Origin of the sequence: Saccharicrinis sp. 156 (genome assembly GCF_050589685.1) — a bacterium.
GTDB lineage: Bacteria > Bacteroidota > Bacteroidia > Bacteroidales > Marinilabiliaceae > Saccharicrinis.
On record NZ_JBNGOS010000013.1, the window covers coordinates 123,912 to 149,920 of the forward strand.

A 26,009-nucleotide genomic window follows, 5' to 3' on the forward strand; every position below is an offset into this window, starting at 1 on the left:
TCTATTAATTATTATCATTTAATAACTCCCAAAAAGCTTTATCCTTAATCATTATAGGAGAACTTCCTGCAAGATTTACAATACTGCAATGTTTCTCTAACTTCTTAATTGTGTTAGCTAAATTCTCTTTCTGCTCCTTAGATTGAATGGAGAATAAAGAATCAACTTCTTTTATTTTAATCTCATTTACTCTGTGAATTATCCACGTCAGAATATAATTAGAATAATCATTATCCGAAGTTGAGAAATGATTCAAGAATTGGGTTGATAAAACAGTGCCAACGCCATATTCACGCCCTTCCTTTAATATGTTCTTAATTGATTTAAACCCTTTACTTAAGAAATTGTCAGCTTCATCAACAAGAATAATTTTTGTTAGCTGTCTGTAATCCCCTTGGATTTTACTATGACCATGATTCTGCATTTGATTATAGAATAGGTCGAGGGTAATTGCAACAACTAAGTTCTGAATGTCAGGAGTATAACCATTAAGGTTTATAACAGTAACACCTTCGATTAATGAATATAACGACTTCGTTTTTGTAGTATTTGGCTCAAATATTTCAAAATCAGCTAAACTAGACAGTGCTGCATATAGGCTGTCTTGGGTAGAATTTTCATCTGCAAAGTAGGCATCACATATATCTTGGATAGTTGGAGCTGGATTTCCCCATGTATCAGGTTTGTTTTTAATTATTCCCTTATCACTATATGCTTCTGTAATCAGACTTTTTAACCTTTGCTGCTGCACATTACCCAACCCAAAAGCTTTTGAGATTGTTTCCTTTATATTATTTGCAACATGCATGGGCAACATTGGTTTTGGATTCTCTCCAACATCTAAACTTAATGGGTTATAAGGTAAGTGGTATAGGGTGTATACTTTTGCACCTGTAGCATTTACAAAATCATCCTTAATATAATCCCCTTTGTAATCAAAAATTAATATACCAATTTTCTTGCTGTCAACATTTAGGGAGCTATTTGAATGGATTTGAGTAATTAGAGATTTTGTAAACTGTGTTTTACCAGTTCCCATTGTACCAATAATACCCGTATTGGTATGCATTACCTTTTCAGTGTTTGTTGGAAACCAATTTACTTCTTTACCATTGTTTAAGTCAGAACCAAACAAAACTTTAAGCTCTCCGTTTTGTTTGTGAGTAGTCTCTACTTGAGCTGATACCTCAGTTTTAATTTTACTTTTATTCTCTTGAACTTCTAGAGGTTTTTCCTTCGCTTTAGAAGATTTGTTTTTTGCTTGATAAGCATTATGTAAGAGAATATCTCGCTCTAATGAATTCTGAGTATGAATAAAGAGCTTTATTAATTCATCTATTTCTTCGACAAGAAACTTATATCCATCTTCTTCGCATAGAGTAAAGCTTATGTGTTCTTCATGTTTTATATATTGCCTAATTTTGTTGTCCGTTTCAAAATGAATAACGGCAAAATCTCCAATGTGCTCTTTAAGGCTATTCCCAATGATTATATCTTTGTTTCTTAATTTAGTTCGATATTTTTGTGATACAATCTTCCAGTTTTCAAGATTCCCAACATTGTATAGTAGTAATTTTTCAGCATTTATTATAGCCTGAGTTACAAAGAAGTTCTTGTAAAACCTGCTCTTAAAGGTGTCTTGTGTTAAATGTTTATTTAATAATTGGGCTGTGCTTTTAGCCTGGTCAACTCCTTTTTTCTTCAATGATTTATTACCTATTTTCAGTTCGATAGGGTAGAAGTGAGTTATAATATTATCACTTCTTTCCTCAAAACCTATAAAAAGTAAATCATCGCTATATGAGCCATATTTGCCTAGATTTTTCACGGAAAATAGACCATCGCCTTGATTTAATCCAGCACCTCCAGAAATTCTAAGAATTTCCTCCATAGATATAGGAACCCAAATAATATCAGGGTGATGAAATACACTTAAGGCAGCTTTAATACCAGATAAAATACTTATTTTCTCTCTTGGGAATTGGCTTTTAGCAGAAATTAGCTTTAAAAGCCAATCACCATTAATAGCATTAAATAGATTTATTACTTGAAGTGTTTTTTCATTGTCTGAGGCAACGGAATTTTCTTTTAAAAAGTCTTCTACAATAAATTGGTATTGCTTACTCTTATTTGTAACAGTTATCGCATCGAAACCAGATGTATTTGTATATTGGTCACTATAATGAACAATCACTAAGTCTTTTCGAGCTTTAAAGAAATCTAAATTAACTTTTGGGTCAATAAAAGTCACCCACTGAGAGCAATTATACAGTTTTTCAAGCTCATCTTTCATAGACATGTTAATTGTGGTAAAAATTGACATGTCAGAAGAGTAAGCATTATCACCTGAAACATAATTTGCCAACGAATTATATTTCTGAGTAAGATTGATTAAGTCATTCTCATCAACGTTAATTTCTTGTGTTCCGAAACCTGTCTTATATATATTACCATCTTTAACGGATGGAACTTCTGACAAAATTCCTGATAGAGAAATTCCTGATTTTGAGCCAGACATTTCTAAATGAACATCTTTAATCTTTTCTCTGTTAAATTGATGAAATGTTACGTGGGCATATTCGTATTCTTCGTTTTCTTTTGGAAGTTCTTTTTTATAGAAATGAACCTTCTCTTGAAAAATACTTAATAATTCATCCGAATCATGATGTTTTAAATTAAACGATACATCAAAAATATTTTGAAGCTCTTTTACATTGTTATAAAATGATATTTCTTCAAACTTAGTTACAATATTATCAGAACCATAAATTGAAATATCGATAGCTAAAATATTCTTTATTTCGTCCCTGCTCTTATTGAGTTGTTGCCGATAGTAATCGAAAATTCCTTCAACAACCTCTTTGCATGCACCAAGATTAACTAAATTAATTTTTAATGGAGCTACAGATGTTTTTGAAAATAAGTATGAAAAGTTCTCTGTAAACTCTTTAAGCTTAGACCTGATAAGAGGCTTGACAAATTCTTTTGGGGTTTCGAGTTTTGAATTAAGATATGTACTATAAAATGTCCACTCTGGAATGTTCGGGTTGTCGATAACGGTATATACTTTTCCTTTGTTACCTTTTAAATATGGTAAAAGTGAATTGGAGTTAAGTCTTTTTAAAATTGCTTTATATAAAACTTCACCTCCAATTTTATCTTCCAATAATAATTGGTAAGCCATATTTATGGGATGAAGCGGAGTTAACTTAATCCGTTCTTCTTCATAAAGCTCTTTTACAGTTCCAATCTCAAATAGAGACTTGTGTTTCTGTGATAGATTCTTCCTTTCCGGAATCGAGTCTAATTCATTAATAAAACAACTTAAAAAATCGTTCATTAACTGTGAAAGGTTCTTGTCGTTAACATATTGCAAACTGGGTAAGCTTGAATTGTTTTTGTAAAAATCAAGAATAGTAAGATACTTATCTTCAATCTCTTTATTTAAATCTAAATTAATTGGTGTAAGTTTTCCTCTCAAATCTTCCTGCCATGCTAACGCCCTGCTTTTTACTATACTTTGCTCTGCCTTTAAGCATTTCCGAAAATCTCCTATCGGAGAATATTCTTTGTTTTGAAATAGTAGCTTAAACTTATCCCCTTCAGATATTTGTTTAAATGAGGTTTTATTTTCTCTTTTATCTTTCCAAACATTAATTCCTAAAATATTAGTAATTGGCTCTACTTCTTGTTTCATTTTTAGAAATAGCACATCATCACCAATTTTTAGACTAAAGGGAATTAAATCTTCTTCTGAAGAAATGTCATTGGAAAGTTCAATACATTGATTATCATATAAGGTGTAACTGCCTTCTTCTTCAAGTTCAATAGGTATGGTTTCAGTTCCAATACTATTAAACTCAATCTTATCAAATGAGCTTATTAGAATATGGTCTTTTTTAATAATAAAATTACCTTCAATAGCTTCTAAATATGATTCTGAAAAATTTACCACACAAAATTTTAATTCATATTTCTTTGATGTTTCGGAATCATATAAAGTAACACTTCGAAACAGGTCTCCATCTTCTTCTATTAGGACTTTGAGTTTTTTTCCTGTTAGGTCTGTGCTTATTCCTCCCCCTTTCGAAGTAAGCTTACTGGCTTGTTTAATGTTTACGTCAAATTCCACATTAATAACAATAGGGTAAATTTCAGAAGTATTGAAAATAAAGATATTCTTATTCCTTTTTTTTGCTACTGATTCTCCATCAAATCTTTTCCAAATCGTTATCCCTAATGAGTCATCTCCTTTACATGAAACTATTGTTGGAGGAGTAACGTTCTCCAAATCACTCTTCCATTTCTCTATATTAGAAAAATCTTGAGTGTGCCAATCTTCCTTTATTAAAGTTCGTTTTCCTTTCTCTGAAACATGTCTATCCAATTCAGATTCAGGATTTCCGTACTTAAATATATACTCTATCTTTTCATAAAAATCAAAGTTCTTATCCAGAATGTCATTAATATTATCTAATGAATAAAGCTCATCGTGGGGAAATAATCCAAATTCGGGATACAAGTTGCTGTCAATAGAATTATTAGTTATAGCCTTAACAACAGAGGCTAATTCGTAAATTGACTCATTATCATCTCTCTCGAAGTCTGTTCTGGTTATAACCTTATTTAAAATTTTCTTCTCATATTCCTTACAATTAGAGCTTTTAATATCTTCTTCAAGAGTTTCTAAAAATGTTTTAGAATGTAAAGGCATACCTTCCTTTAAAAGACTGCCTGACCCGCCTAATATACTATCGAGGTTTCCACTAAAAAGAATAAGTATAGCTGTCTTCTGAAATTTAGGGTCAACCTGTTCTGCAACCTTATTTCTTAACATGGTTAGATAGTCGACAGTAGCATGCTCTGGAGAAGATTTTGAAACAATTAGATTGACATCATTAATTTTAATCATGAACGTTTCGTAACTCTCATCACTTTCAGGGTACGAATATTCAAATTCTTTTACTTTTTCTTCTGGTACTTCTTTTAATGAAGAATATTGAAAGTCAAGCTTATCTTGATGTTCAATAAATAAATTATACCTTTCTCCAGCATTCAAACCTTCACGTTGAAAATAGGTAATAATCTTTTCTGATATATATTTAAATGGTTGATTTGACATATTGTGCATCTCCACTATCACTTTTTTTCTCGATTAAGTTAATTTTCTCAAAGAGTTGTATAATTATTCCTTTAGAAGTTTGGTCAAAACAAATACCTCTTTTTTCTAACTCCAGCCAATAGTCTTTTAAACGGATTTTATCATTATTTCCAATACAAAGTCTAGTTATTAAGAGTAGTGTTTCTTGATTTATTGTTAAAATACCTCCAAGCCTTCCTCTATTTTTTATATAAGAGTGTGTGCAAAATGATTTTGCCCAATTAGAATACTTAATAAAGGCGCTTCTTCGACTTCCCCTATCATGGTTGAATTGATAATTTATCATATAAAAGAACGAATAAAATTCTTTTACTATTTCTGACTCAATAGAATTGAATTCTGTATTTAGAGATAGCTCATCAAGACATTTTTCCCAAGAACCATCGCTTATCTGAGTAACAATATTTTTATAGTAATCTTTAAGCTCAGAAATTGCACTAAGTAATGAATTGTCCTTTTGTTCTATGTCATTTATAGCTTTTGATAACTCTTTATATGATGAGATGTTTTTACCATCTCCAAAATCTATATAATTAACAAACTCGAAAAAACATGCGTGTGAAAATAAGTTGTCTAGTTTTTTCGATAAGAAATCCCATCCTTGGTAGTTAGTCTTCCTTGACTTAGATATACTTTCCCATTCTAAAGAATAGAACAACGGAGTAATACTATCTGAGTCATTAAAATGTCTATCAAATTCTAGAGCCAGCTGCGAAATATAAAAGAAATAGTAATATTTAGTTATTTCCTCAATTGAGTTTAATAATAAAGTCTTATCGGTTGCAAGAAACTCGATATCTTTTTTAAAAAGCTTGATGATTTCTGGTTTTACAATCGAGTACTCTAACTTTGAGTTTTCATCAGCTTGTTCCAGTTTTGGTAGGCTGTCTATCGCTAAATCAAACAATGGATTACTATTGCCAATATCACTTACCTGTAATAGCTCTTTTATAGAATTATGGTTGTAAAAAAGTTCGTAAATGAATGTAGATATAGATAATAAGGTACTAGGTTTATTCGTAGAAAAGTTAGCATAGAGTAAAGAACGTAGGTTAAACTTTACTATACGCCCTTCGTCATCTATAAATATTTCATTAATAATTTTTTCAAAATCATTTTGACCATTTTCTACAGATGTTTTCTTACAAGCTTCTGTTACAAAGTCGTCTTTTATTTTCACTTTGTAGTCTTCTGCTTTCTTATATTCAGTGGGCAAATCAAGGTTATTGGATTTACGAATACAGTCCCCAATAAATCCATGAAAATCTGAAATGTCAGATAAGTTTAAATTCTTATTGTTAGTTACAAAGGGTAAAACCTTTACCTTGTTTCCTGTCGTATGCTTAAAAGAATCACCACTCTGGTTATTCTTCTTTAATTCTTCAATATTAAAATTTCCTAAACCCATTATAGTTTCACAAATTTATAATCACCATAACTATCCTTTGTTAAAAGAAAATCAGACTCTTTTCCAATATTTACTTCATCAATCCATAATTCAGAAACTTTTTCCTGCGACACAAGTTCTTTAGTGAAATTTGCAAAACTCACATTGTTATTGGTGTCTTGTCTATTAGGACGATACCCCCTCTGAATTTTTTCAAATAACTTAAAAAGCTCGTAATCAACATTTATAGTATTGGTTTCTGATGAATCCTTAAATGTGACAGTAAACTGTGGTAAAAAAACATCTAGTTCAGATTTGTCACTTTCATTGCTTTTTTTGAATATAGGTTCAAGCTGTAGTTTCTTTAGTACTCTATATTTAGTTTGCTTTTTTCCTAAATCTATTATTGTTTTTTGAGCCTGTTTAGAGTCTCCATTCCATTTTCGAATTGACTCTTCGGTTAACCTATTTATTGCCTTTACAGCATCAAGATTATTTCTGTTCCAATCGAATAGTAGCTGCATATACTTGTAGAAAAACTCATCTCCTTTAGCAAAGTCCTTTGAGCGAAAAAAAGACAATCTAGTGAAAAGCTTAATAATTTGTTCCTTATCTTTGTTTTTTAGTGCGTTTATAGAGTTTTCTATAACATCACCACTTTCAAACAAACCATTTTCAATGAAAAATTTAACTGGTTCATCACTATTGTAGATGTTAATTCCAATTTCGTCTAACTTCGATGTTCTATAGTGATATGGGTCTAGCTTCCCAATATTCCATAAAAGAGATGAGATGGTCTTATGCTCAAATATATAATTTGGGAGTATGTTATTAAAAAAACTTCGTTTACAATTCTCTTTAAGCTTCCCATTGTACAAACTAGATGAATAATCAACAGGAATAATTATATCATAAATAAAGTTTAAAATAGACCTCATTGATATTATCTCTTTGGTCTTAACCATTGCTTGAATGATAAGGTCTATTAATTGTTCTTTATTATTATCATCTAATAAAAACTCATAATTATACAAGATAGGGCATTCTGAATCTGACCCTATATTTTTCTTATGCTTTAGATATGCTTTGAAAAATAGATTATTGGGGTTTGAAGAAAATATTTTATTAAAAACAGAAGAAAGAATGTCTGATTTTGGTTGTGATTTAGCTAGTGAATACATGTGGTAGTCTGTGAAATTCACATGTTTAAAGCATTTTTGTGAAATATTATTAATGACAAAACCACTGCTTAATATTTGATTGTCTTCTACATATTTATATAAAGATTGAAAGTCTTCTTTTTTTTCATCCAAGAAGTTGTTAAGAGTTCCTAGATTAATTGCGAGAATTAATTTGTGTTCAGTATTTTCTATTTCGTTATCACAAAATGGAGATAGAACTCGACTTAATGTTTCAATTGACGTTTCGTTTGGTTTATGTGCTTCTGTAGCATCATTATGAATCTTAAAGCAAGAGATTTCATTCTTTATTTTATGATTCAAATAAGATAAAACATGAGATTTTCCATCTCCAACATTACCACAAACAAGTATTAGTTTACCTCCTGATTGATTTGCAGAGTCTTTAATTAGACTTTCAAGATTCCTTTCTACTGGCCTTTCAATATGAAGGTACTTTCTTAGTTCATCAAGAGAATCATTATCTCCCTGTATTACAGCATGTCTTGACGATTCTCTAAGTTTTTCAAACTCTATTTTCAGTGGGTTATTCATCATTCTTTTTAAATAATTCATCAAAACCTTGTGAGAAGAATTCTTCAAATGATATATTTAGCCCTTTTAGTATCTTGAACAGTGTTAATATTTGGATATTACTACCTGTTTCATATTTTCCATATTGAGTTCTTGATATGCTATTATCGTAGGCAAAATGTTCATAATTAGTAAAGCCTTTTTCGATTCTCAACTGCTTTAGTCGAGTACCTATTAACTTAAACAATAATTCTTCATCTATAGGTAATTCATTTTTCATCAGGTAAATATCAAAAAAATACCGCTCTTATAGTACCGCTCATAAACGGTATTTTAATTTGAAGCATTCATAGTTGTTTTAGAAGAACAAAATTAAATACACACTTACATATATCGTATGGAAATATTAATAAACGCAAACAGTTCCATCGTTTGGCTTACAATATGATAAGGAGACTAAAAAAAAGATTTACAATTCTATGTAAAAACAGTAAATAGCAATAATGAGTATTGCTATTTTACCTATAAATATTTATTAATTTTAATATATCTATTAGTAAACCTTTCTCCTGCTGAGATGTCGTTTTCTGAATTTTTTCTTTTAAAAAGCTCTGAGGAACCTCTTCTTTTATTAATTCCTTTGCGGTTTGTCTTAAAACTTCAAATAGTTCACTTTTAATCGTTTTTCTTTTGGAAGTCTTTTTACATTTTGCATGACTATTAATGGGGTGGTTGTATTGTAGTAAATGTTCAACTACGTATTTGTATTCATGCTGCATTTTCTGGAACTCATGAGCAGTTCCACCTTTATCAGGATGCAATCGCTTTGCTAATTTTCGATAGTGTTGTTTGGCTTGTTCAATATCGGTAAAGCCTAAGAAGTACTTCATAGCTGTTCAAATTCTTCGAGTGTAATACAAAAATGTTCCAGGATTAAAAGGAGTTGTTGTTTGTTGTAATAATGGCGTTTAGTGTGTCCAGCACTTGTTATTTGTTCTTTCAACTGAGAGCATAATTCAATATCTCGCCTGAGTTGCTGCATTGCTGCGTCTGTGGAAATACTATCAGGATATAGCTTCTTAACTAAATCCTGTTTTAATATCGTTCTACGAACCATGTTTGTTAAGAGTTTAAGTTAAAAAATGAGCTATAATGCCTTTGGCATATTAGAAAAAGCTGACTTGTAGAGTATATTTTAAGTGCTTGAGACTGCTTTAGAGAGCTTTTTTTAATATTGAGATAGCCTGAGAGAACTTTCAGACATTGTTCAGACTGCTTTGCTGAATAATCTAATTTTTGAAGGGTACTTTTAATGAATAATTGCCAGTATTGTAAGTGTAGAACCACAAAAAGCCCCGGAAAGAGGCTTGCTTCTTGAATGTATGAAAGTATTTTGGGCATAATCTATATAATTATACCCTTGACAGCTAATGGTGTAAATATAGCTTTTTTAGGCTTGTAAAAAAAGGCAATAAAAAACCCGATACCATAACTGATACCGGGTCAATATTATATCGAAATACTTTTAATGCGTGTTTTCCTTACGAAGCTGCTGCACTTGTTCTGGCTTTAATCCTGTCATTTTACAAATGTACGCATCTGTAGCCTCTTCATTAATCATATTGACAGCAATACGCTTAACAGCAGAAAATTCTAAATCACGTCTTGCTTCGGCAAAAGCATCCTTTGTTTGTACTGAAATTGCTTCCATAATCTCATCAATTTTATCTGATTCCAAATCAGAAACTTTATACAAATATAACGCTATTTTCTGAAAAATAGTTTCGTCAATCTCTTTAAGCTGACTGAACATTTCTCGTGCCAAATCAGGATTGTTCTTGATGAATTCGATAAGGTTATCGCTTCGCTTCATAAACCACACAGCCACTTTTACACTTGGACGCTTAAAATGACGAATTATAGCATGGTCTTCAATGTCTTTTGTGTCAAATAGAGCATAATCAAATAAGGGTACAAAACGTTTAAGCTCTTCTGGAACCTGAACAAATCCCTTATCTGTCCATTTGCGTTTGCCATGATAAAATACCATAGTAATAACAGGAGTAAGTTTTTGTTTGTTGGCTGCTTGGTTCTCCCAAACATTCAGGATATACCTCAATAACTGTAGGTGTATGTTTTTATCGGGGTAGCTTTTGTGTTCGTACAGCAATGAAATTTTAATATCAGTATTTCCATAAAGCATATTGCATGAAATGTCTTTAAAATACGGTGCAAGTTCATGGTCAACATATTCAGTTGGGTCGTATTCCAAACTCTCAATTTTTAGATTTTGCAATACATCTTGTGGCAAAGAACCATGAAGTAAGTCAGCGAGGTTCTCTTTAACTGAAAAGAGGCTTTTAAAGAAATTGTCGTGAATGTTATTGTTCTTCTGTACGTTATCCTTGTTTTTCATTCTTATAATATGTTTTAAAATTGATATTTTAATTTTCAAAAATGTGTTTCTCTACGACCTATGGTATTTTTCAAAAACTGTCCTCATTCCTCATTTTTATATTAAGTATCACATAATCAAACATATAAAATGAGGACAATGAGGAGGCATGAGGGACGAGGCGTGTTTTTCCCTCATACCTCCCTCACTTATCCCTCATATTTCCCTCAGCCGTCCTCACTTGTTTTTATAGGTTTAAATAGTAATAGATTATATATCAATGAATTATTACTATATTTATCTACTAAGTGAGGAAATGAGGACGGTTTTTGCATTACTACCATTAATAAGTCTTTAAAATATGTTTTGTAGTTTATATAAAGCGTTCAAGCTCGATGCCCTGTTCCTTTAATGTATCGTAGTTCATTATGTAAGCACTTGTTCTATTATTGCCGAACTTCACATTTTTCCTGCGGTAGTCAATAAATGAGCGATGTTTCTTCAGGTACTCACCAATCACGGCTTGGTCTAATACTGTTATGCCTTCTTTTCGTGCTTGCTCCCGGTATAAACCATGAATTGAGCCAACCCTTAGATAAAGATGCTTTACGCTATTTTCAGCAACCACAATTTTGTAATGGGTATTCTCGGTTAGTTTGTAAAGATTAAGTAGTGATTGCAATACATGAAAATACTGTTCTACTTCATCACTTTGGTTTTGTACCGATATAGTAAGTTTAGCAGAGCGAGTTAAGGCATTCTTTGCCGTTAAGAAATCAAATGGAAAACTTAAATCGGATTGCTCCATTAATATTTTCATTGGTGTAAGTACAGATGCGATATTAAGTACAGTTCTTCGGTCAACGTTGCCGTATTCTCGTACTAATTCATCCATGACCTGTGAACTAATCTCAGGCTCAATCTTTGAATAGTGTTTTTCAATTAAGTATCGGTAATCGAATACCGAGCAAGTAATATTGGTAAACTGCAAGCTTTCTTCGGCTGCTTTAAATAGTTTCAGTTCGGAATAATTCCCTCGGTTGGTATCATCAAACTCTCCCAATAAACTACGGCTACTCAAAGCAGGGTCTTGTGTTGGTAAGTCTTGACCGCTGATAATTCCCGACCCTCTGGGCTTTGCTATTCGTGTTTCATTACCACCTGATTTCACACCTGTAAGCTTTCCATTGCGGTCAGCTATTCCTTTCAATGCTTCAATGGTGTTTTTGTGTATGCTATTCTTGTACTCATTGCCCCAAAACGGATGGTTGGTTGTAGAATCCATACTACGCTGCATACCAGTACTTGTGCTACCCGAAGCAAGATTAATACCATCTTCCATTGGTGGCTTTCCAAACATATACATGATACTGCGAGCTGCGGTACTTTTACCTGATTGGCGTTTCCCAAAAAGGAACAATAAAGGGAAGTAACCGAAATTGGCTTTGTAAATTAAATCACTAAAGATGGTTGCGATGTAATAAGCTATCAGCAATTCAGAATTGCCAGGGTAAACTTTTGTCATAGAAGCAGCCCATTTGGCAAAATCCCAATTCTTACCTTTTATTGGCTTTACATACTTTGAGTTTTCCTTAAATGGATTACCGCCATCTGAACTACCAATCTTTAGCGCTTTGCCATAGGGAAGATAGAAGAAATGAAGAAGAAACACCTCGCCCTGTTTTATGCTATTCTCCAACTTTTCTATACCATATCTGCCAATAAATTCTGCGGTGGTATTGAGTACATGAAAAGTATCGTTGATGCGTATCTGACTTTCGGGTGGGATATTATCGAATTCATCCATATTGTTGATTTGGGTAGTGTGAGTAGTGATGCCGTACTCATCAATTGGATGGAAAGCCTTTTTGTAATATAGCCCGTTTGCAAACACCCAAAAGCTGTTTTTCTCATTGAACCCAATACGTTCGAGTTCCCTAGCTTCGGGTATGCCCAAAAGTTTAACGTTTTTAATATTATCGAGCTGACTATCGTTACCGTACCAAAAGAAACCATGACGGCGGTGTACTTGTTTTTTAAATGATGCAGGGGTACAGAAGTCATCGGATGAAATAATAGCCAGGCGTTTTCTTCCGTATTGGCTTATCAATCGCAATACATATTTCAAATCAAATCTGCCTTGTGGGTCTTTATGGAACACGCAAAAAAGAGCTTCAAAAGTGAAATTAGATATTTGCTTTGGGTTCTTTCCTTCCATAGTCCAATACGCTCCATCTTCTTCATAAAACTGATTGGTCAATAGATTTTCCTGCTGTTCCTTTTTTAGCTTGATTATTTCGCTGATATTTTCCTTTTTCTTTGGCTTTTTCTCAGCTGGCTGATTGTATTCCTTTAGTGCATCTTGCCAAGCTTTCTTGGGTTTAATTAGTTCTGATACAAAGTCGAGATACACTTCTTGGTCAGTTCTGTCATAACAGGAAATAAGTGAAGCTATACGCTTAATGACTTCTGATTTCTTAACAGGGTCTTTAGCAAACTTCTCGCTATACGATTCTGTTTTAAATACCACATAATCCGATTGTTTTTCGATGTGCTGAAGAAATACTTCTTTGGTGGTAAAAGTTGAATCCGGGTCTTGCTTTTCAGGTAGTAAAACCACTGATACATGGAATTCATTCTTGATGAGTATTTCAGCATTACGGTCAGTAGCTCGTAAGCCTGCTGCATCGCCATCAAAGATTAAAGTTACCTTATTGGTGTATCTTTTCAGGAGCTTCGCTTGTGCTTGGGTTAGCGCAGTTCCGCATGTGGCAACCGTATTTTCAATACCTATATCGTGCATACGAAGTACATCGGAATAACCCTCGACTATATATGCTCTGTCTTCTTTCTGAATAGCGAACCGTGCTACATCTAAAGCATACAGTTCATCTCCTTTGATGTATATGCTACTCTCAGGAGTATTCATGTATTTAACCTTTGGATTTTCATTCAAGTCACGCCCGGCAAAAGCAATGGTCTGACCTTTAGAATTAGAAACAGGGAATATCAAGCGGTTTCGAAAGAAGTCATATAACCCATTGTCGGCACTCTTCAACACCCCAATCTCTTCCAATATTTCCGTTTTCAAACCGCTATTGCGAGCATGGGCCAGGAGAGCATTTCCACTCGGAGCATAACCAATGTTGAAATTTCCGTTTTCAGGTATAGCAAGCTTCCGTTCTTTAATATATGCTTGAGCTTCCTTGTGAACTACTTGCTCCAAATAGAACTTCTCAATAATGCTACAGGCTATTCTCAGGCTTTCTTCGTGTTTAAACTTCGCTTCATCAAAGTTGGTACTCTTTTTCCATTCAAAACTGATGTTAAGAATCTTTGCGCCAATTTCAACTGCCTCTTTAAACTCAACGCCCTCGTGTTCTTTTATAAACTCAATGGCGTTGCCTCCTTTATCACAGCCAAAGCATTTGAAAATACCCTTTGCCGGATTTAAGATAAATGATGGCGTTTTTTCATTGTGAAAAGGACAGCAAGCCTTGTAATTGCTTCCTGCCTTTTTTAGTTTAATGAAGTTTTCGACAACACTTAACGTATGCTCATTGATTTGTTCTATAACCCTATTTGCATCCATGTGTGCTACCAATTAATTGTTGTCAGTCTTTCTCTATTATCAGCATCAAGGCTCATAAAAAACTCATATATATTCCCTCTAAAATCATAGAACTTATCCAAGAGGTGGTAGCCCATTGATGAACCCCAAATCTTGTAAAAGAGTGCATTTAGTTCTAGTTGGGAACTCTCAATCATTTTTTGTACTTCCTTGCTATCAAATGGTATATTGGTATATCCGTTCTTTTCATAGAAGCTTTTAATTCGGTTATCGAAGTAGAAAAGCTTTGAAATTGTATTTGGAGATAAAGCGGTCATATTCATTTGTTTTTAAAACTGTTGTAAGATAAAATGGTAGGGCTGCCCTTGTTCAGCCCTACCTGAACCATATTAGCCGTCAAGGGTGGTTAATAAATCTTTAATGTCATCAATCGAAAAGCAGAGGTGTTTTTTCTCGTTCATAGCTGCTGTAAGCTCAATTCTTGCAATAGTGCTTTTCTTCCATTCCGGCATCATAAATATGCTATCGCTTGAGAGTATTGAGTTCATGCGAAGAGATATGCTTTCTGTCCAACTCAACTTCTTTGTTGTATTTTCTTCGGGAGTAACTATGGTACATCCTAAAGCCATTATTTGCTCTTTTAATCCACCCAAGAAATTTAAATCCGTTTCGTAGTGAATGCCTGAGAGGTAAATTGTCATAATCAATTGCTTTAATAATTTAAGGACGACCTAACAATTTATAGATGATTTTCACTTGTTTTGGAGTGTATGTTTTTCCTCGATATTCACCCAATTCTCCTTTAATAGGTTGAATCCAATGCTTGAAAGTTTTTAAGCTAACCTGGTACGCTTCTGCCAATTCTATTTTACTCTGAGCAACTACTTTAATATCGTCTTCCATTATTTATATGACAGATGATTTGTTGTTGCTTCTTCCTTTAGCCTATTCATTTCACTTGCATATATCTGCCAAGAACCGCCTTTGAATTCTTGCCTTGCTTTAAGCATGTTCTTCTTACAATAATGAATGACTGTAGTGTAAGGCATACCCGTTAATTTGCTGAATTGACTTGGGGTGTAAAACTCAGGCTTGTCTTTTTCAGATATGCGATGCATCTCGCTAATAATTTTCTCGGAGAAACTGTTTAAATCAGCTACCGTTACTAAATTGTTTAAATCCTGTTTTTGCATAATTGTATGTTTTTAATTCTACATCAATTTGTAGGCGAACATACATTTGCTTTAAACACGAAAAAAGGGACAGTAGGGGATGTCCCCCTTTGTCCCCTTCGGGTAATGAGCAGTTATTCAGTGAGTAATGAAATTGATTTTTTTGAAAAATAATTACAAATACTATGAACTAATCGTATCAGATAACTCATTAAATAATGTTTCAACTCGATTTTTCACAGAATCGTTCACTTCAGTAAACTGTTTTCTTATTTGACTTGCTTTAGGAAAAGCAGCCTTTTTAGTGGAGAAGTTTTCAGCTAATAATCGGGATAGGTGTGTGCGATTAAAGTTTGGGTCTTCAGATACTTTTTGCATAATCTTAAATGTAAGGTATGCCAATTCAGGACTAGATAGTTTTGTTTTAAACCTATCCTGGCTTTCACAGTTGAAAGGTTTTATATCAATACCATCGTTTAATGCGGAAAGCTTTAAAACATCTACAGCATTTTCAATCTTGTCCATACGAACAGTAAAGGCTATGTGCAATTTCTGATATTCTTTTCTCGCTTCTTTTAAATATTTCTTCTGAAAGTATCGAGGAAAGCAACATTTAAACCTTACTCTTTGAGTTGAGATGCAATCCTGACTTTGTGCAATGGTTTTCTTAAACTGCTCGTTTAGGTTTTCTTTTGTGTAAATAAACTCATCATATAGATTATTTAGGAATGCTTTTCTTGACTGTTTTGTATTTAAGCTAAAAGGTAAGCTATGAATTTCTTTTCTGAACTCAATTAAATATTCATCGAGTTTTTTCTGATACTCTTTTTCCGAAGAAAACTCTTCAGTAATTGTTAAATAACGCTTCCTAAACTTGGTGGAATAATCCACCTCAATCCTCCCAATCTTTTCTATAAAATCATATACGAACATTATACTTTACTTTGAAATAGTTAATAAAAAATAAATATTAACGTGCAAAGGAAATACGTATGATTCCTTAAATTCTTGGTATTCGTTCGTATATGATTTCGGGTCTTTCATTATCTTCTAAATAACTTTGTATGAAAACTTAGTGGAGCAAGATTGACATTTCAAACTCAATTTTTTAAGTGTGAATATCCCTTTCTCAAAATTTAATACTTCATTATCGCAATTGGGGCAGATTGCCTGATTGTGAGTATTGCTTCCATCGTTAGTACGATTTAGCCTATTCCACTTTGACATTTCGTCTTTTCGCTTATCATCAATAACCTTAGCATAAAGCTGTGTGGTTCTTAAATCATTATGCCCCATAATATCTGAAACAGTTTCAAGGGACATTCCGAGTGTTAATGCACTTACTGCAAAAGTGTGTCTTGTACAATGGAAGGACAGATATTTATTTATACCAACCTCATTCATTATAAACCTAAGCATCGGGTTAATATCGGTGCTATTTCTTACAAAGCCTTGATAAATTTTGTCATTGGGATTTTTGTCTTTCAAATCAAGAACAGACAATAGCCTTTCTGTTATGGGAATTCTAAGCATTTTTTCTTTATCCTTTCTGCTTTTCCCCATCGGCATTATTATCATATTGTTTTCGATATGCTTGAATCTTAGCTTTTTTAGGTCAGAGAGACGTAATCCACAGTAACAACTTATTAATATATGCTGAAGAGTTTCCTGGTACTTCATGCCAGTTAAATAGGTTTTACCACGTTTGTCCTTCTTGTAAATTTTTAAGAATTCTTCTTTATTATAATAATCATGGAGCATATCCAATTCTTTAAGAGTAAGGTGTTCCTTTTTACCATCTTCTTTTAAAAAAGAAAAATTGTGAAATGGGTTTCTGTCGACAATAGATTTCTTATAAGCATAGGTTATATATTTCCTAATCATGGATATGTTACCATATACAGTGTTTGCCTTGTTGTCAAGTTTTTCTATCAGATAGTTCCTGTACTTTTCAAGCCAGTTTTCATCAATTTCATAAATTGTAACATCGGGTTGGTATCTTTCCACCTTTAAAATGTCAAGTTCTAAACCTTCATAGGTAGATTTTTTTATTCTATTTCGCTCCTCCTTTAATCTTATTTTAGCGAATTCAATAAAACTACCGTTAACTTCACAATTAGAGTAGGTGTTTAAAATGTTCTCGAAAGTAACAGGTTGCTTTCTTCTCTCTAAATCAATAATGATTTGTTCAACCTCACTTTCTTTATCCTTTAAATAGAGGTTGTTTTTTTTTGCATCAGGCACTTCTCTAATTTCTTTAATCTTTTTAGTTTTGGAGTTGTAATACTCTGGTCTAAGAAATAGATTAAGAGGAATTTTTTTGGTCTTCCTGTTAAGGGTAACCCTAATGTAAAAACGTGACGTACCATCTTTTTTTGTGTACGAGCTGTCTAAAAAAATACTTACTGTAGCATTCGCCATAATTAATAAATTTGCGCTATAGCAGTCTCAAAATATTATTCGGAAACAATATTTAGTTGCCAATTATTATTCGGAAACAATTCGGAAACAAATATTGTATTTGTTGTAAATATGAGTACGAATAAAGAACACTAAAGGAAAGTAAAGGCACGTAAAGGCAAGTAAAATAGGGGTTTTTAGAAATACATTGTATTTTTAGTTACAATAGTATTTGTATCCTACTTGGTTGAGGGGCTAATGCTCGTTTAGGGCGTGCAAGTTCGAGTCTTGTTCTGGGCACAAAAAAACTCCCGGTTGATTTATTCAGCCGGGAGCTTTTTGTTTCAGAATTTCTTTAAATTTCTCCAGAAAGAGCATATACAATTAATTGATGAATGGGTTCAAGTTTATTTGCTACTGCTCGTAATGATTCAATCGTTTCTTTTTCATTTTGAATATAATCCCTTTTGCCAAATTGGGTTAACTGACTCCAATTCTCCAATTCTTTAACTGCCTTAATCTCAAATTCAGATTTATTCTGAGTTTTTAGAACTCCTTTAATGCTTCTGAAATTAGAATACAAATCATATTCTTCATTCTTAATTCGACACAGCAATTCCAGAATAAGCACATCCAAAAAAATCGGATTATCTTTACTCTTAATTCTCTTTGAGACCTTAAGAGTATTCAGGATTTCAATGCTTTTTTCTTGTTTATTCTCTAAATAAAGAAGTATAGCTCGGTTAAGTTCAAGCCTATCAGGAATGTTCTCTATCTTCTTTTCGGTATAGAAAAACAAATTAATATAGAATTGTACATCAATTCCTTTATTCGGGTCATTATTGACATATGAAGGTATTAAGTTTTGATTTGTAATAAACTCTTCTTGGAGTAGGGTGGCTAATAGATTGTTTTTTCGGCGATAATTCTTACTGCTTTTGAAAAGATCATGCCTCTTATTGTTTTTAGCATTAATGATGCTCTTTTTAAACTCGAAATATGCTTCTATATTATTCAATAAATCCGGGTAGTCATTATAAAGCTTTTTAGCTTGATATTGTACAGAATTAATTGAATCAACCGCTTCCTCATACCTTGAGTTTTCTTCGAAATACCGATAAAGAAGTTGATATCCAATATATTTGTGTTCTTTTAGTAAATGAACTTTACCTTGATTAAGAGAGTTGTTATAAAAATATTCACCTAGCATTAATAGATTATTCAGCATTTCATCAATCTCATCAACTTCTATAAGATTGTTTGACCATAGTGCAAGGTTGATTTTTAAATTTGCAAGCCTTGAGTAAATACTTATGTCGTCATAAATCCACTTACTATACCTACTATGACCTTTTAATCTATCCTCTAGTTTAAGTAATAATGCGATTGCTTGTGAGAACAATTTTCTGCTGCATAGAGCTTCTATTTCTATTAAGGTATCGTTCGCTTCAATTTGCCATTTCTTCCATTCATCAATTTTATACATATCAGACAAGAAGCCTAAAAGTCTACTATATAGGTTTTCAGTGAGCTTATTGAAGTTGGGTGATATAGTGGTTTCTACTTCTTTTTTTATTGATGATTCATTAATCGTATCTACGGTTTCATTTGCACCTATTAAATCCAATACTGTTTTGAATAGCTTACTGTTTTTTGTGATTTTTCTTTTTTCCAGCAAATATTTCTGAAACGAAGCTATCTCCTCATCATTCAAAGTTTGTACAACTTCAATTAAATTCTGGAATGCAGATAATTTGTTCTTAGACACTTTCATTTTTGTATATATTATGGAGTAATAAATATAACTGATGCAAATATATTACTAATTCACTACTACATATCTATATTTTACAACTAATTCGATTGTATATCAGATAAATAAAATATATACAGATATTATAGAGTAATAAAGTTTTCCGGGAATTGAATGTAATTACAATCAGGCATAATTTTGCTTCTTGTTTAATTTAAAAATATTCTTATGCCTTTAAATGACGATTACAATTACAGTCAAGATGAGCTTGACAATCATGCAGACCAAATGAATCCAAATAATGACACCTATTGGACTGACAGGGGGTATGACGAAAGACCGGATGACTGGGAAGACAGAAAGTAATTAACGATTAAATTTTATTCTTATGAGCAAATCAAAACCGAGACCTACAAATGGTCCAAGTACAACAGGAAAACCTTCAGGAGGTAAAAGAGGAAATAACCCACCTAAAATTAAGGGTAAGTGAAACAGCTGTAAAAAACAAACTCCCGATTTAAAACCGGGAGTTTGTTTTTTACACTTAAAGTCAAGTTATATGTTATAGCCTAAATTGGTTAATCTATAAGTCATAGCAACTTCACTTACATGAAATTTCTTAGATAACTGCTTGATGGCATCTTCAACTGTTAATCTATTATCAAGCTTATCTATTTCTTCTTTGATAAAATCCACAGGCATTAAGATTGCAGCTGCAAAAGAGTTAGCTTCTCTTTCCATTCTTATTTCACCTGTTGATGAACTTTCATTCCTAAACAAAACGTTGGAAATGAAAATGTCATCCACTTTATTACTATGAAATAAATAATGTCCTAATTCATGCGCTATGGTAAATCTCTGTCTAACTTCACTCTCTGTTGACTTTACAGCAATAATATTCTTATTTTCCTTTGTTAATAAGAATCCTGAAATTGTATCTCCAAAAATACCTTTATCAATAGACAAGCCGATTTTTTTAGCGATTTTTTCAATAGGTACTGGGGCTTTCTTGATATTTAATTGAGATAAGATTTCCTTAGCTTTTTGTTCAATTTCCTTAATCTTAATCATACTGATTAGTTTATTCTTTAGTTAAAAGCTGTTTTGAGATATAATCCTTAAGGATAACTTTTTCATCCTCTTTCAATTTTCTTTTATCTATTTTTTCAGAAAACTTAGTGTTAGTAATAATATCCTTTTGAAATGATTTGAAAAAATAATTCATATCTAATTCTGCCAAAATAGATATCTTATAAAGAAGATGAATAGTAGGTCGTTGTCGTTTCTTTTCAATATTGACAATGGAGGCTCTTGATATATTTAGCTCATCAGCAAATACTTGCTGCGTTAGATTTAACTTCTTTCTTGTCTCAATTATCTTAGTCGATATTTGAGAATAAAATATTTCAAGTTCTTGTTCTGTCATATCCCTGTTTCTTCTGCAAATATAATAAAAATAGTTTATATTACAAACGTTTGTGAAACAAACCATAAATTTTTTGAGAAATATATTTGATATTACAACTCCTTTATTTACTTTTGTCAGAGAATAATTTAAAAAGAATGCTATGTAGAAAAGAATATAAATAAAAAAAGCCCAGTTGAAAACTGAGCTGTATTTTTTTAAGAAAGTGTGTCTTTCTTTTTACGTGAGACTTCAAAGATAAGACCTTTCCAAAGAAAATGCAAATTCAAGTTATTTAACTGTTCAGTTTACCAATAGCTTAATGGTAAATATATGGAGCTTTTTTATCCTCAATAAACGCTTCTGTTCTGGTGAGGGGAATAGAATTAAGCACATATTATAAATATCTTAAATAATTTGAAAATGAAAGATTCATATACATTAATTGTAAATGGTCGTGAAAAAGAATGGAACGATAAGACCATTTCATTTGAGCAAGTTGTAGAACTTGCATTTGGTACAATCCAAAACAATGGTAGAACTGCTTACACTGTGACTTATACCAGAGGTAATAATGACAAACCTCAAGGCTCTATGGTTGCAGGTGATGTCGTAAAAGTCAAACACAAAATGATTTTCAATGTCACAGCTACTGATAAGTCGTAATGCAGACCTAAAACGTCTTAGAGACGAAGGGTATAAAGTTGAAGTTAACGGTGGGCATTTATTTGCCCACCATATACCTTATGTGAATTCCAAGAAAGAGGTAAGTTTTGGTGTTTTAATTTCACCATTAACAATGAGCGGTACATCAACTACTAAGCCAAATAACCATGTTATATTATTTAGTGGTGAGTACCCTTGTGATAAAAATGGTAATCCTATTGAGCAAATTAGACACACAACCAACAGTACTTTATTTGGAAATTCAATACAGGCTAACTTCTCTTTTTCGAATAAACCTGCTAATGGATACATAAATTTCTATGAGAAGATAAAGAGGTATGCTGAAATTATTTCTGCACCAGCAAAATCAATTAAGGATAATGTAACTGAGAAACCTTTTTTGCCAATTGTTGATAATGAACTTGAAAGTAAGTTTCTCTATTTGGATACTAATTCTAGTAGAGCCAACATTGACTTCATCAATGACAAACTATCATCTCAGAAAATTGCTATTGCAGGTTTGGGAGGAACAGGAGCCTATATTTTGGATTTGGTTTCAAAAACAAACGTTCGAGAGATTCATATTTATGATGGAGATGTTTTCCTAAATCACAATGCATTTCGGTCTCCGGGTGCAGCTAGTTTAGCGGATTTAGAAAATCAACCTAGTAAAGTTGATTACTACCAGAATAAGTATTCTTTAATGCGTAAAGGTATAGTTAGCCATAACTACTATCTGCATGAAGGGAATTTTGACGAGCTATCTAGCTTTGACTTTGTTTTTGTCTGTATTGATGATAATCAGGTAAGAAAATCACTGATTAATTATTTGATTGTACATAAAGTGTCTCTTATTGACGTAGGCTTAGGCGTTAATGTAATTGACGATAAGCTTATTGGTCAAGTCAGAGTAACTTCAGCTAACATACAAAACAATAGCCACTTAGATAAATATATTCCATCAAGTGAGGGTATTGATAATGATTATGTGACCAATATTCAAATTGCAGAACTTAATTCTTTGAATGCGGTTCTTGCTGTACTAAAATGGAAAAAAATGTCTGAATTTTATCAAGATTTGGAACAAGAGTTTCATTCAATATACTCAATTAATAATTCTTACTTGAACAATGAGGAAAAAGGCGAAATTTAAGTTTGTTGAAACAATTCCTGATTTTCTTAAAGAGAATGTTGTGTATATTACAACTCAATACAACACAGCCGTGCATAAATGCATGTGCGGCTGTGGCAATGAGGTTGTTACTCCAATTACACCGCACGATTGGGAATTAATTTATAATGGAGAAAGTATTACCCTGTATCCATCAATTGGAAATTGGAATTTTGATTGTCAATCTCACTATTGGATTAAAAACAATGAGATTGTTTGGGCCGAAAAATGGTCAAAGAATCGAATTGAATTGAACCGTAGATTTGATAAATCCAATAAAGATAAATTTCATAAAATAGGTAAAACAAAGAAGTCGGCATGGAAACAGCTGCTATCCTATTTGAACTTATATTAAAGTGGTTAATAATGGAAGAATTGAATAGCTTCAATTCTTCTCAACCACCCCTTCAAAAACTTATGATTCTGCCCACGTTGAGCAATAGTATTGTAATAATGAATCCGGGCAGTTTTAATGGCATTAAATAGCAACTCTGGTGGACAAGAGTTAATCGCCTTGATAGTGTTTTTACCAATTATTCCATCGAGTTTAAGGTCACTGTCAAAGAAGCGATTCAAGACCTTCTGAACGCCACAACTACCCCAATAACCACTATTGACACACCAGTCAAAAATGATTTCTTGTAACGAGCCGGAGTTAATGCTTCCGATTTTGTATTTATCGTAGAAAGTTTGTTTGTAGAACTCTTTGACCATTGTGGTTAGTTCAGGAATATCAACCTTGGCGTTTCGTTTAAGTTCACCAAAAGTCAGTTTGTAGCCATCAATGATTTGCCAACCTTCCCAATTCGGGTGCAAGTTTCTGGCTACACCCATATATGTCTCACCACCTCTATCTCCGGTTACATTGGCGTAGTAGCCTTCGTGCTTTATTACTCCATCAAAGAGTTCATCAAATGTCTTCATTCTTGCGTTTGGTTTTAAGTTTTACATTATTCACTCCGGAAATTGCACCACCGAAAAGGAAGTCAATAATGGTGCTTAGTTTGGTTGAGATACCGCCATTAATGCTGCTTACAAAGGCTATTTGCCAATCTTTTAATTCAATGGTCTGAAACACGAAATAGTTAAGCATTAAAATGGTTAAGGCACACCAAGCCAGTAAGAAGAAAAGTGCAAACACTTTTTGCAGCCAACTATCCTGTGCATACATGTCACGAGCAGAATTCCGGTCGGCAACTGCCATTTTAAAAAGCTCCATTTTGCCTTGTAGCTTTTCTTCCTGCGTGGTAAAAATTTCATCAATGAGTTTTGTGCCAACCTTCAATGTTTCAGCAACTCCGGCATTGGTTAGTTTTCCGAATATCTTTCTCATCGTTCCACAAATTTTAAGATGGTATCAAGCTTATCATTGAGTTGTTTGATGGTCTGATGAAACAGTTCCTTACTCACATAGATTTCTTTTGAGCTGTCTCTTAAATCAGAAACACGTTTATGCAGTATGGCAAACTTGTTTTCAGCTCCTTCCAGTTCTTTTGTCAGGTGCTTAATGTCTTTTTCCAGTAAGTCTGTTTTAGCTTCCACCGTTTCCTTGGTCGCATTTCTTGCTATGGCATTGCGGATGATAAATGATACCACTCCAACCATTAATGAGCTTAACCCGGCAATCACTACCCAGTAGAATTTTATTGTCATTTCCTCCATGCCTAAAAGATTTTAATGGTTTCAGTACTTCCACCCGGAAATCGGTTTTTCTCCATTGTGGCACTCTGATTCTCAATGTGCATAATAGCATCTACATCGTGTTCCCAATCTGTTCCGCCTTTGGATGTTCCATCACGATTAGCTTTAAAAACCAGAACAAATGAAGTATTGGGGAATCGCTTTTTCAGAGCTTTAAACTCATCCGGTTTCATGCCCACGGTTTGGGTACTGTCTAAGAATACTGCATCATAACCTTTAAACTGGCTTGTATTGTAATTCTCCACGAAGTCAATTGGATTACTGATTCCTAATCGTAATAGCTTCTCCTGTAAAGAACCTTTTACACCTTCTTCATTGGAAACATACAGAACATTCAATCCACATTTGACCAGTAAATCAGCAAACAATAATGCCACAGAGCTTTTGCCATGAAACCTTTGTCCATATATCATCAAATAGAATGGCTTGTACGGCTTACCAAGTAGTTTGCCGAACTTCCCGGCCAGAGAAAGTGTAGAAAACTTCATCTTGGCTAACTGGTTAGCTGATACTACCTGATTGGGTGATACGTTTACAGTTCTTGTTGCCCTTGGTTTAGAGCCACTACTTTTGGGCATTGAGGTAGTGGCATTTACTTTCCCAATCCGGCAACACCTTTCAATCCGTTTAATTGGATATTGGTCACCAATAATTTATCGCTATCCAGATAATCTTCCAGATGCTTCTGCACTTGGTTTATTCGGTCGTATGCCCGGTCTGAACTGGTAACTTTACCATTTTTTTTGGCATTCTTAATACTTGTAAGTAGTCGTTTTGCTTTATCAATGGTAATGTTTCCATAAAGGTTGATAAAGCGTTTAATCAGGGAAACTGCCGGAGTAACACCATAGCTATCTACAATATTTTTCAGCTTGGAATACATTGAACCCGGCACTTCAAAGGTACAGGAGCTACCCATTTCCTTGTAAGTGCGGGCAAGGTCATTACCAATCTTTTTAACTTCCTCTGCATACTTACTGGATTTACGAATGGTCTTTTCTGTGGCTGCTTTCTGAATCACTTTATATAGCAAGGAAACCTGACGTTCGGTTACTTTCTCACCATGCATATTCAGGTAACGCTTAATAATCTTTACCTCCAATGGCATTAATGGCACTTCATTGGGCTTCCGCTTTGCCGTTTTTGAAGTGGTTTTCTTTATAGAAGAAGTCCGTTTTTTTGCAGTTTTCTTGTTACTGGTCTTAGTAGTCGCTTTAGGTTTTTTCTTGCTATCCCGGTATTCCTTTAAAGCCTCTTTGTATTGGCCGGATTCCTTATCCAGAATATTTAAAGGATGGTCAAACGGCAATTCAGGAAAACGTTTTACGTTGATGTACGGCTCAACAATCTTGAAATGATTATCAAGCATTTCTTTTATATCCTTATCATCACTGTAAAAGTCAGCAAAAGCATCAAACTCTTTGTGTGCTTCACGGGCTGCTTCCGGTAATTGTGAAAAGTCAATATCCTTGGTTGCTTCCTTGTAGTTTTTTATTGTAAGCTTCATATCATTAG

Annotated in this window: 26 protein-coding genes; 4 read left to right on the plus strand and 22 right to left on the minus strand. The window is 33.1% G+C overall.

Going from position 1 to position 26,009, the window contains the following annotated elements:
* Nucleotides 1–4: 4 nt before the first annotated feature.
* From dptH to ACRD64_RS10370, 15 genes are all read right to left on the minus strand, one after another.
* Complete coding sequence (gene dptH / locus ACRD64_RS10300; protein WP_430933258.1) at nt 5–5,131, minus strand: DNA phosphorothioation-dependent restriction protein DptH; 5,127 nt, start codon at nt 5,129–5,131, stop codon at nt 5–7.
* Nucleotides 5,103–6,569: a DNA phosphorothioation-dependent restriction protein DptG gene (gene dptG, locus ACRD64_RS10305; protein ID WP_430933259.1), complete on the minus strand. Its 1,467-nt coding sequence runs from the start codon at nt 6,567–6,569 to the stop codon at nt 5,103–5,105. The genes dptH and dptG overlap by 29 nt, the downstream gene beginning before the upstream one ends.
* Complete coding sequence (dptF, locus tag ACRD64_RS10310; RefSeq protein ID WP_430933260.1) at nt 6,569–8,284, minus strand: DNA phosphorothioation-dependent restriction protein DptF; 1,716 nt, start codon at nt 8,282–8,284, stop codon at nt 6,569–6,571. The genes dptG and dptF overlap by 1 nt, the downstream gene beginning before the upstream one ends.
* Nucleotides 8,274–8,540, minus strand: a complete 267-nt coding sequence (locus tag ACRD64_RS10315) for a helix-turn-helix domain-containing protein (protein ID WP_430933261.1) — start codon at nt 8,538–8,540, stop codon at nt 8,274–8,276. Before ACRD64_RS10315 ends, dptF begins: the two co-directional genes overlap by 11 nt.
* Nucleotides 8,541–8,778: 238 nt before the next feature.
* Nucleotides 8,779–9,150, minus strand: a complete 372-nt coding sequence (locus ACRD64_RS10320) for a hypothetical protein (protein WP_430933262.1) — start codon at nt 9,148–9,150, stop codon at nt 8,779–8,781.
* On the minus strand, nt 9,147–9,377 hold the full coding sequence (locus ACRD64_RS10325; RefSeq protein WP_430933263.1) for a DUF4248 domain-containing protein: 231 nt from the start codon (nt 9,375–9,377) through the stop codon (nt 9,147–9,149). Before ACRD64_RS10325 ends, ACRD64_RS10320 begins: the two co-directional genes overlap by 4 nt.
* Before the next feature lie 408 nt (nt 9,378–9,785).
* Complete coding sequence (locus tag ACRD64_RS10330; RefSeq protein ID WP_430933264.1) at nt 9,786–10,676, minus strand: Rpn family recombination-promoting nuclease/putative transposase; 891 nt, start codon at nt 10,674–10,676, stop codon at nt 9,786–9,788.
* A gap of 352 nt (nt 10,677–11,028) precedes the next feature.
* Entirely contained in the window at nt 11,029–14,247 is a 3,219-nt protein-coding gene (gene dnaG, locus ACRD64_RS10335) for a DNA primase (RefSeq protein WP_430933265.1), read from the minus strand.
* A 5-nt stretch (nt 14,248–14,252) separates the two neighbouring features.
* Complete coding sequence (locus ACRD64_RS10340; protein ID WP_430933266.1) at nt 14,253–14,543, minus strand: hypothetical protein; 291 nt, start codon at nt 14,541–14,543, stop codon at nt 14,253–14,255.
* Nucleotides 14,544–14,615: 72 nt separating this feature from the next.
* Nucleotides 14,616–14,927: a DUF4406 domain-containing protein gene (locus ACRD64_RS10345; protein WP_430933267.1), complete on the minus strand. Its 312-nt coding sequence runs from the start codon at nt 14,925–14,927 to the stop codon at nt 14,616–14,618.
* Between the two features lie 19 nt (nt 14,928–14,946).
* Complete coding sequence (locus tag ACRD64_RS10350; protein WP_430933268.1) at nt 14,947–15,129, minus strand: hypothetical protein; 183 nt, start codon at nt 15,127–15,129, stop codon at nt 14,947–14,949.
* Nucleotides 15,129–15,419, minus strand: coding sequence for a hypothetical protein (locus tag ACRD64_RS10355; protein WP_430933269.1), 291 nt, complete (start codon nt 15,417–15,419; stop codon nt 15,129–15,131). The genes ACRD64_RS10350 and ACRD64_RS10355 overlap by 1 nt, the downstream gene beginning before the upstream one ends.
* 162 nt (nt 15,420–15,581) lie before the next feature.
* A complete protein-coding gene (locus ACRD64_RS10360; RefSeq protein ID WP_430933270.1) occupies nt 15,582–16,331 on the minus strand; it encodes a hypothetical protein in 750 nt (249 codons plus the stop codon).
* 117 nt (nt 16,332–16,448) lie between these two features.
* Nucleotides 16,449–17,819 (minus strand): tyrosine-type recombinase/integrase, encoded by a 1,371-nt coding sequence (locus ACRD64_RS10365; protein WP_430933271.1) that lies wholly within the window; start codon nt 17,817–17,819, stop codon nt 16,449–16,451.
* A gap of 334 nt (nt 17,820–18,153) precedes the next feature.
* A complete protein-coding gene (locus ACRD64_RS10370) occupies nt 18,154–19,572 on the minus strand; it encodes a hypothetical protein (RefSeq protein WP_430933272.1) in 1,419 nt (472 codons plus the stop codon).
* A 207-nt stretch (nt 19,573–19,779) separates the two neighbouring features.
* Here ACRD64_RS10370 and ACRD64_RS10375 point away from each other — a divergent pair, with 207 nt between their 5' ends.
* Nucleotides 19,780–19,917 carry a hypothetical protein gene (locus ACRD64_RS10375; RefSeq protein WP_430933273.1) on the plus strand — a complete coding sequence of 46 codons (138 nt, stop codon included), beginning with the start codon at nt 19,780–19,782 and terminating at the stop codon, nt 19,915–19,917.
* Nucleotides 19,918–20,106: 189 nt separating this feature from the next.
* Here the strand turns inward: ACRD64_RS10375 and ACRD64_RS10380 are convergent, their stop codons facing one another.
* Nucleotides 20,107–20,622 carry an ImmA/IrrE family metallo-endopeptidase gene (locus ACRD64_RS10380; RefSeq protein ID WP_430933274.1) on the minus strand — a complete coding sequence of 172 codons (516 nt, stop codon included), beginning with the start codon at nt 20,620–20,622 and terminating at the stop codon, nt 20,107–20,109.
* A gap of 10 nt (nt 20,623–20,632) precedes the next feature.
* A complete protein-coding gene (locus ACRD64_RS10385) occupies nt 20,633–20,977 on the minus strand; it encodes a helix-turn-helix transcriptional regulator (RefSeq protein WP_430933275.1) in 345 nt (114 codons plus the stop codon).
* 402 nt (nt 20,978–21,379) lie between these two features.
* Between ACRD64_RS10385 and ACRD64_RS10390 the strand changes: the two genes are divergently transcribed.
* From ACRD64_RS10390 to ACRD64_RS10400, 3 genes are read left to right on the plus strand one after another with little or no spacing between them, the layout of a single operon-like run.
* Nucleotides 21,380–21,622, plus strand: coding sequence for a multiubiquitin domain-containing protein (locus ACRD64_RS10390; RefSeq protein ID WP_430933276.1), 243 nt, complete (start codon nt 21,380–21,382; stop codon nt 21,620–21,622).
* A complete protein-coding gene (locus ACRD64_RS10395) occupies nt 21,597–22,775 on the plus strand; it encodes a ThiF family adenylyltransferase (RefSeq protein WP_430933278.1) in 1,179 nt (392 codons plus the stop codon). Before ACRD64_RS10390 ends, ACRD64_RS10395 begins: the two co-directional genes overlap by 26 nt.
* Complete coding sequence (locus ACRD64_RS10400) at nt 22,753–23,148, plus strand: DUF6527 family protein (RefSeq protein ID WP_430933279.1); 396 nt, start codon at nt 22,753–22,755, stop codon at nt 23,146–23,148. The genes ACRD64_RS10395 and ACRD64_RS10400 overlap by 23 nt, the downstream gene beginning before the upstream one ends.
* 5 nt (nt 23,149–23,153) lie before the next feature.
* On the opposite strand, the gene ACRD64_RS10405 is transcribed toward ACRD64_RS10400, so the two are convergent.
* From ACRD64_RS10405 to ACRD64_RS10425, 5 genes are read right to left on the minus strand one after another with little or no spacing between them, the layout of a single operon-like run.
* Complete coding sequence (locus ACRD64_RS10405) at nt 23,154–23,717, minus strand: glycoside hydrolase family 108 protein (protein ID WP_430933280.1); 564 nt, start codon at nt 23,715–23,717, stop codon at nt 23,154–23,156.
* Nucleotides 23,704–24,126, minus strand: a complete 423-nt coding sequence (locus tag ACRD64_RS10410; RefSeq protein ID WP_430933281.1) for a hypothetical protein — start codon at nt 24,124–24,126, stop codon at nt 23,704–23,706. The genes ACRD64_RS10405 and ACRD64_RS10410 overlap by 14 nt, the downstream gene beginning before the upstream one ends.
* A complete protein-coding gene (locus ACRD64_RS10415) occupies nt 24,123–24,455 on the minus strand; it encodes a hypothetical protein (RefSeq protein WP_430933282.1) in 333 nt (110 codons plus the stop codon). Before ACRD64_RS10415 ends, ACRD64_RS10410 begins: the two co-directional genes overlap by 4 nt.
* Nucleotides 24,456–24,457: 2 nt before the next feature.
* Nucleotides 24,458–25,072, minus strand: coding sequence for a hypothetical protein (locus tag ACRD64_RS10420; RefSeq protein ID WP_430933283.1), 615 nt, complete (start codon nt 25,070–25,072; stop codon nt 24,458–24,460).
* A gap of 14 nt (nt 25,073–25,086) precedes the next feature.
* Complete coding sequence (locus ACRD64_RS10425) at nt 25,087–26,001, minus strand: hypothetical protein (protein ID WP_430933284.1); 915 nt, start codon at nt 25,999–26,001, stop codon at nt 25,087–25,089.
* Between the last annotated feature and the right edge of the window lie 8 nt (nt 26,002–26,009).

Bases quoted from the DNA above. Each gene is read 5' to 3' on its own strand.
- ACRD64_RS10360 (WP_430933270.1), bottom strand. From the start codon at position 16,331: ATGTTCGTATATGATTTTATAGAAAAGATTGGGAGGATTGAGGTGGAT.
- ACRD64_RS10385 (WP_430933275.1), bottom strand. From the start codon at position 20,977: ATGACAGAACAAGAACTTGAAATATTTTATTCTCAAATATCGACTAAG.
- ACRD64_RS10425 (WP_430933284.1), bottom strand. From the start codon at position 26,001: ATGAAGCTTACAATAAAAAACTACAAGGAAGCAACCAAGGATATTGAC.
- ACRD64_RS10320 (WP_430933262.1), bottom strand. From the start codon at position 9,150: ATGAAGTACTTCTTAGGCTTTACCGATATTGAACAAGCCAAACAACAC.
- ACRD64_RS10365 (WP_430933271.1), bottom strand. From the start codon at position 17,819: ATGGCGAATGCTACAGTAAGTATTTTTTTAGACAGCTCGTACACAAAA.
- dptF (WP_430933260.1), bottom strand. From the start codon at position 8,284: ATGATGAATAACCCACTGAAAATAGAGTTTGAAAAACTTAGAGAATCG.
- ACRD64_RS10415 (WP_430933282.1), bottom strand. From the start codon at position 24,455: ATGGAGGAAATGACAATAAAATTCTACTGGGTAGTGATTGCCGGGTTA.
- ACRD64_RS10370 (WP_430933272.1), bottom strand. From the start codon at position 19,572: ATGAAAGTGTCTAAGAACAAATTATCTGCATTCCAGAATTTAATTGAA.
- dnaG (WP_430933265.1), bottom strand. From the start codon at position 14,247: ATGGATGCAAATAGGGTTATAGAACAAATCAATGAGCATACGTTAAGT.
- ACRD64_RS10380 (WP_430933274.1), bottom strand. From the start codon at position 20,622: ATGATTAAGATTAAGGAAATTGAACAAAAAGCTAAGGAAATCTTATCT.
- ACRD64_RS10400 (WP_430933279.1), top strand. From the start codon at position 22,753: ATGAGGAAAAAGGCGAAATTTAAGTTTGTTGAAACAATTCCTGATTTT.
- ACRD64_RS10325 (WP_430933263.1), bottom strand. From the start codon at position 9,377: ATGGTTCGTAGAACGATATTAAAACAGGATTTAGTTAAGAAGCTATAT.
- ACRD64_RS10375 (WP_430933273.1), top strand. From the start codon at position 19,780: ATGCCTTTAAATGACGATTACAATTACAGTCAAGATGAGCTTGACAAT.
- ACRD64_RS10315 (WP_430933261.1), bottom strand. From the start codon at position 8,540: ATGAAAAATGAATTACCTATAGATGAAGAATTATTGTTTAAGTTAATA.
- ACRD64_RS10350 (WP_430933268.1), bottom strand. From the start codon at position 15,129: ATGGAAGACGATATTAAAGTAGTTGCTCAGAGTAAAATAGAATTGGCA.
- ACRD64_RS10420 (WP_430933283.1), bottom strand. From the start codon at position 25,072: ATGCCCAAAAGTAGTGGCTCTAAACCAAGGGCAACAAGAACTGTAAAC.
- ACRD64_RS10410 (WP_430933281.1), bottom strand. From the start codon at position 24,126: ATGAGAAAGATATTCGGAAAACTAACCAATGCCGGAGTTGCTGAAACA.
- dptG (WP_430933259.1), bottom strand. From the start codon at position 6,569: ATGGGTTTAGGAAATTTTAATATTGAAGAATTAAAGAAGAATAACCAG.
- ACRD64_RS10395 (WP_430933278.1), top strand. From the start codon at position 21,597: ATGTCACAGCTACTGATAAGTCGTAATGCAGACCTAAAACGTCTTAGA.
- ACRD64_RS10355 (WP_430933269.1), bottom strand. From the start codon at position 15,419: ATGCAAAAACAGGATTTAAACAATTTAGTAACGGTAGCTGATTTAAAC.
- ACRD64_RS10405 (WP_430933280.1), bottom strand. From the start codon at position 23,717: ATGAAGACATTTGATGAACTCTTTGATGGAGTAATAAAGCACGAAGGC.
- ACRD64_RS10345 (WP_430933267.1), bottom strand. From the start codon at position 14,927: ATGACAATTTACCTCTCAGGCATTCACTACGAAACGGATTTAAATTTC.
- dptH (WP_430933258.1), bottom strand. From the start codon at position 5,131: ATGCACAATATGTCAAATCAACCATTTAAATATATATCAGAAAAGATT.
- ACRD64_RS10340 (WP_430933266.1), bottom strand. From the start codon at position 14,543: ATGACCGCTTTATCTCCAAATACAATTTCAAAGCTTTTCTACTTCGAT.
- ACRD64_RS10390 (WP_430933276.1), top strand. From the start codon at position 21,380: ATGAAAGATTCATATACATTAATTGTAAATGGTCGTGAAAAAGAATGG.
- ACRD64_RS10330 (WP_430933264.1), bottom strand. From the start codon at position 10,676: ATGAAAAACAAGGATAACGTACAGAAGAACAATAACATTCACGACAAT.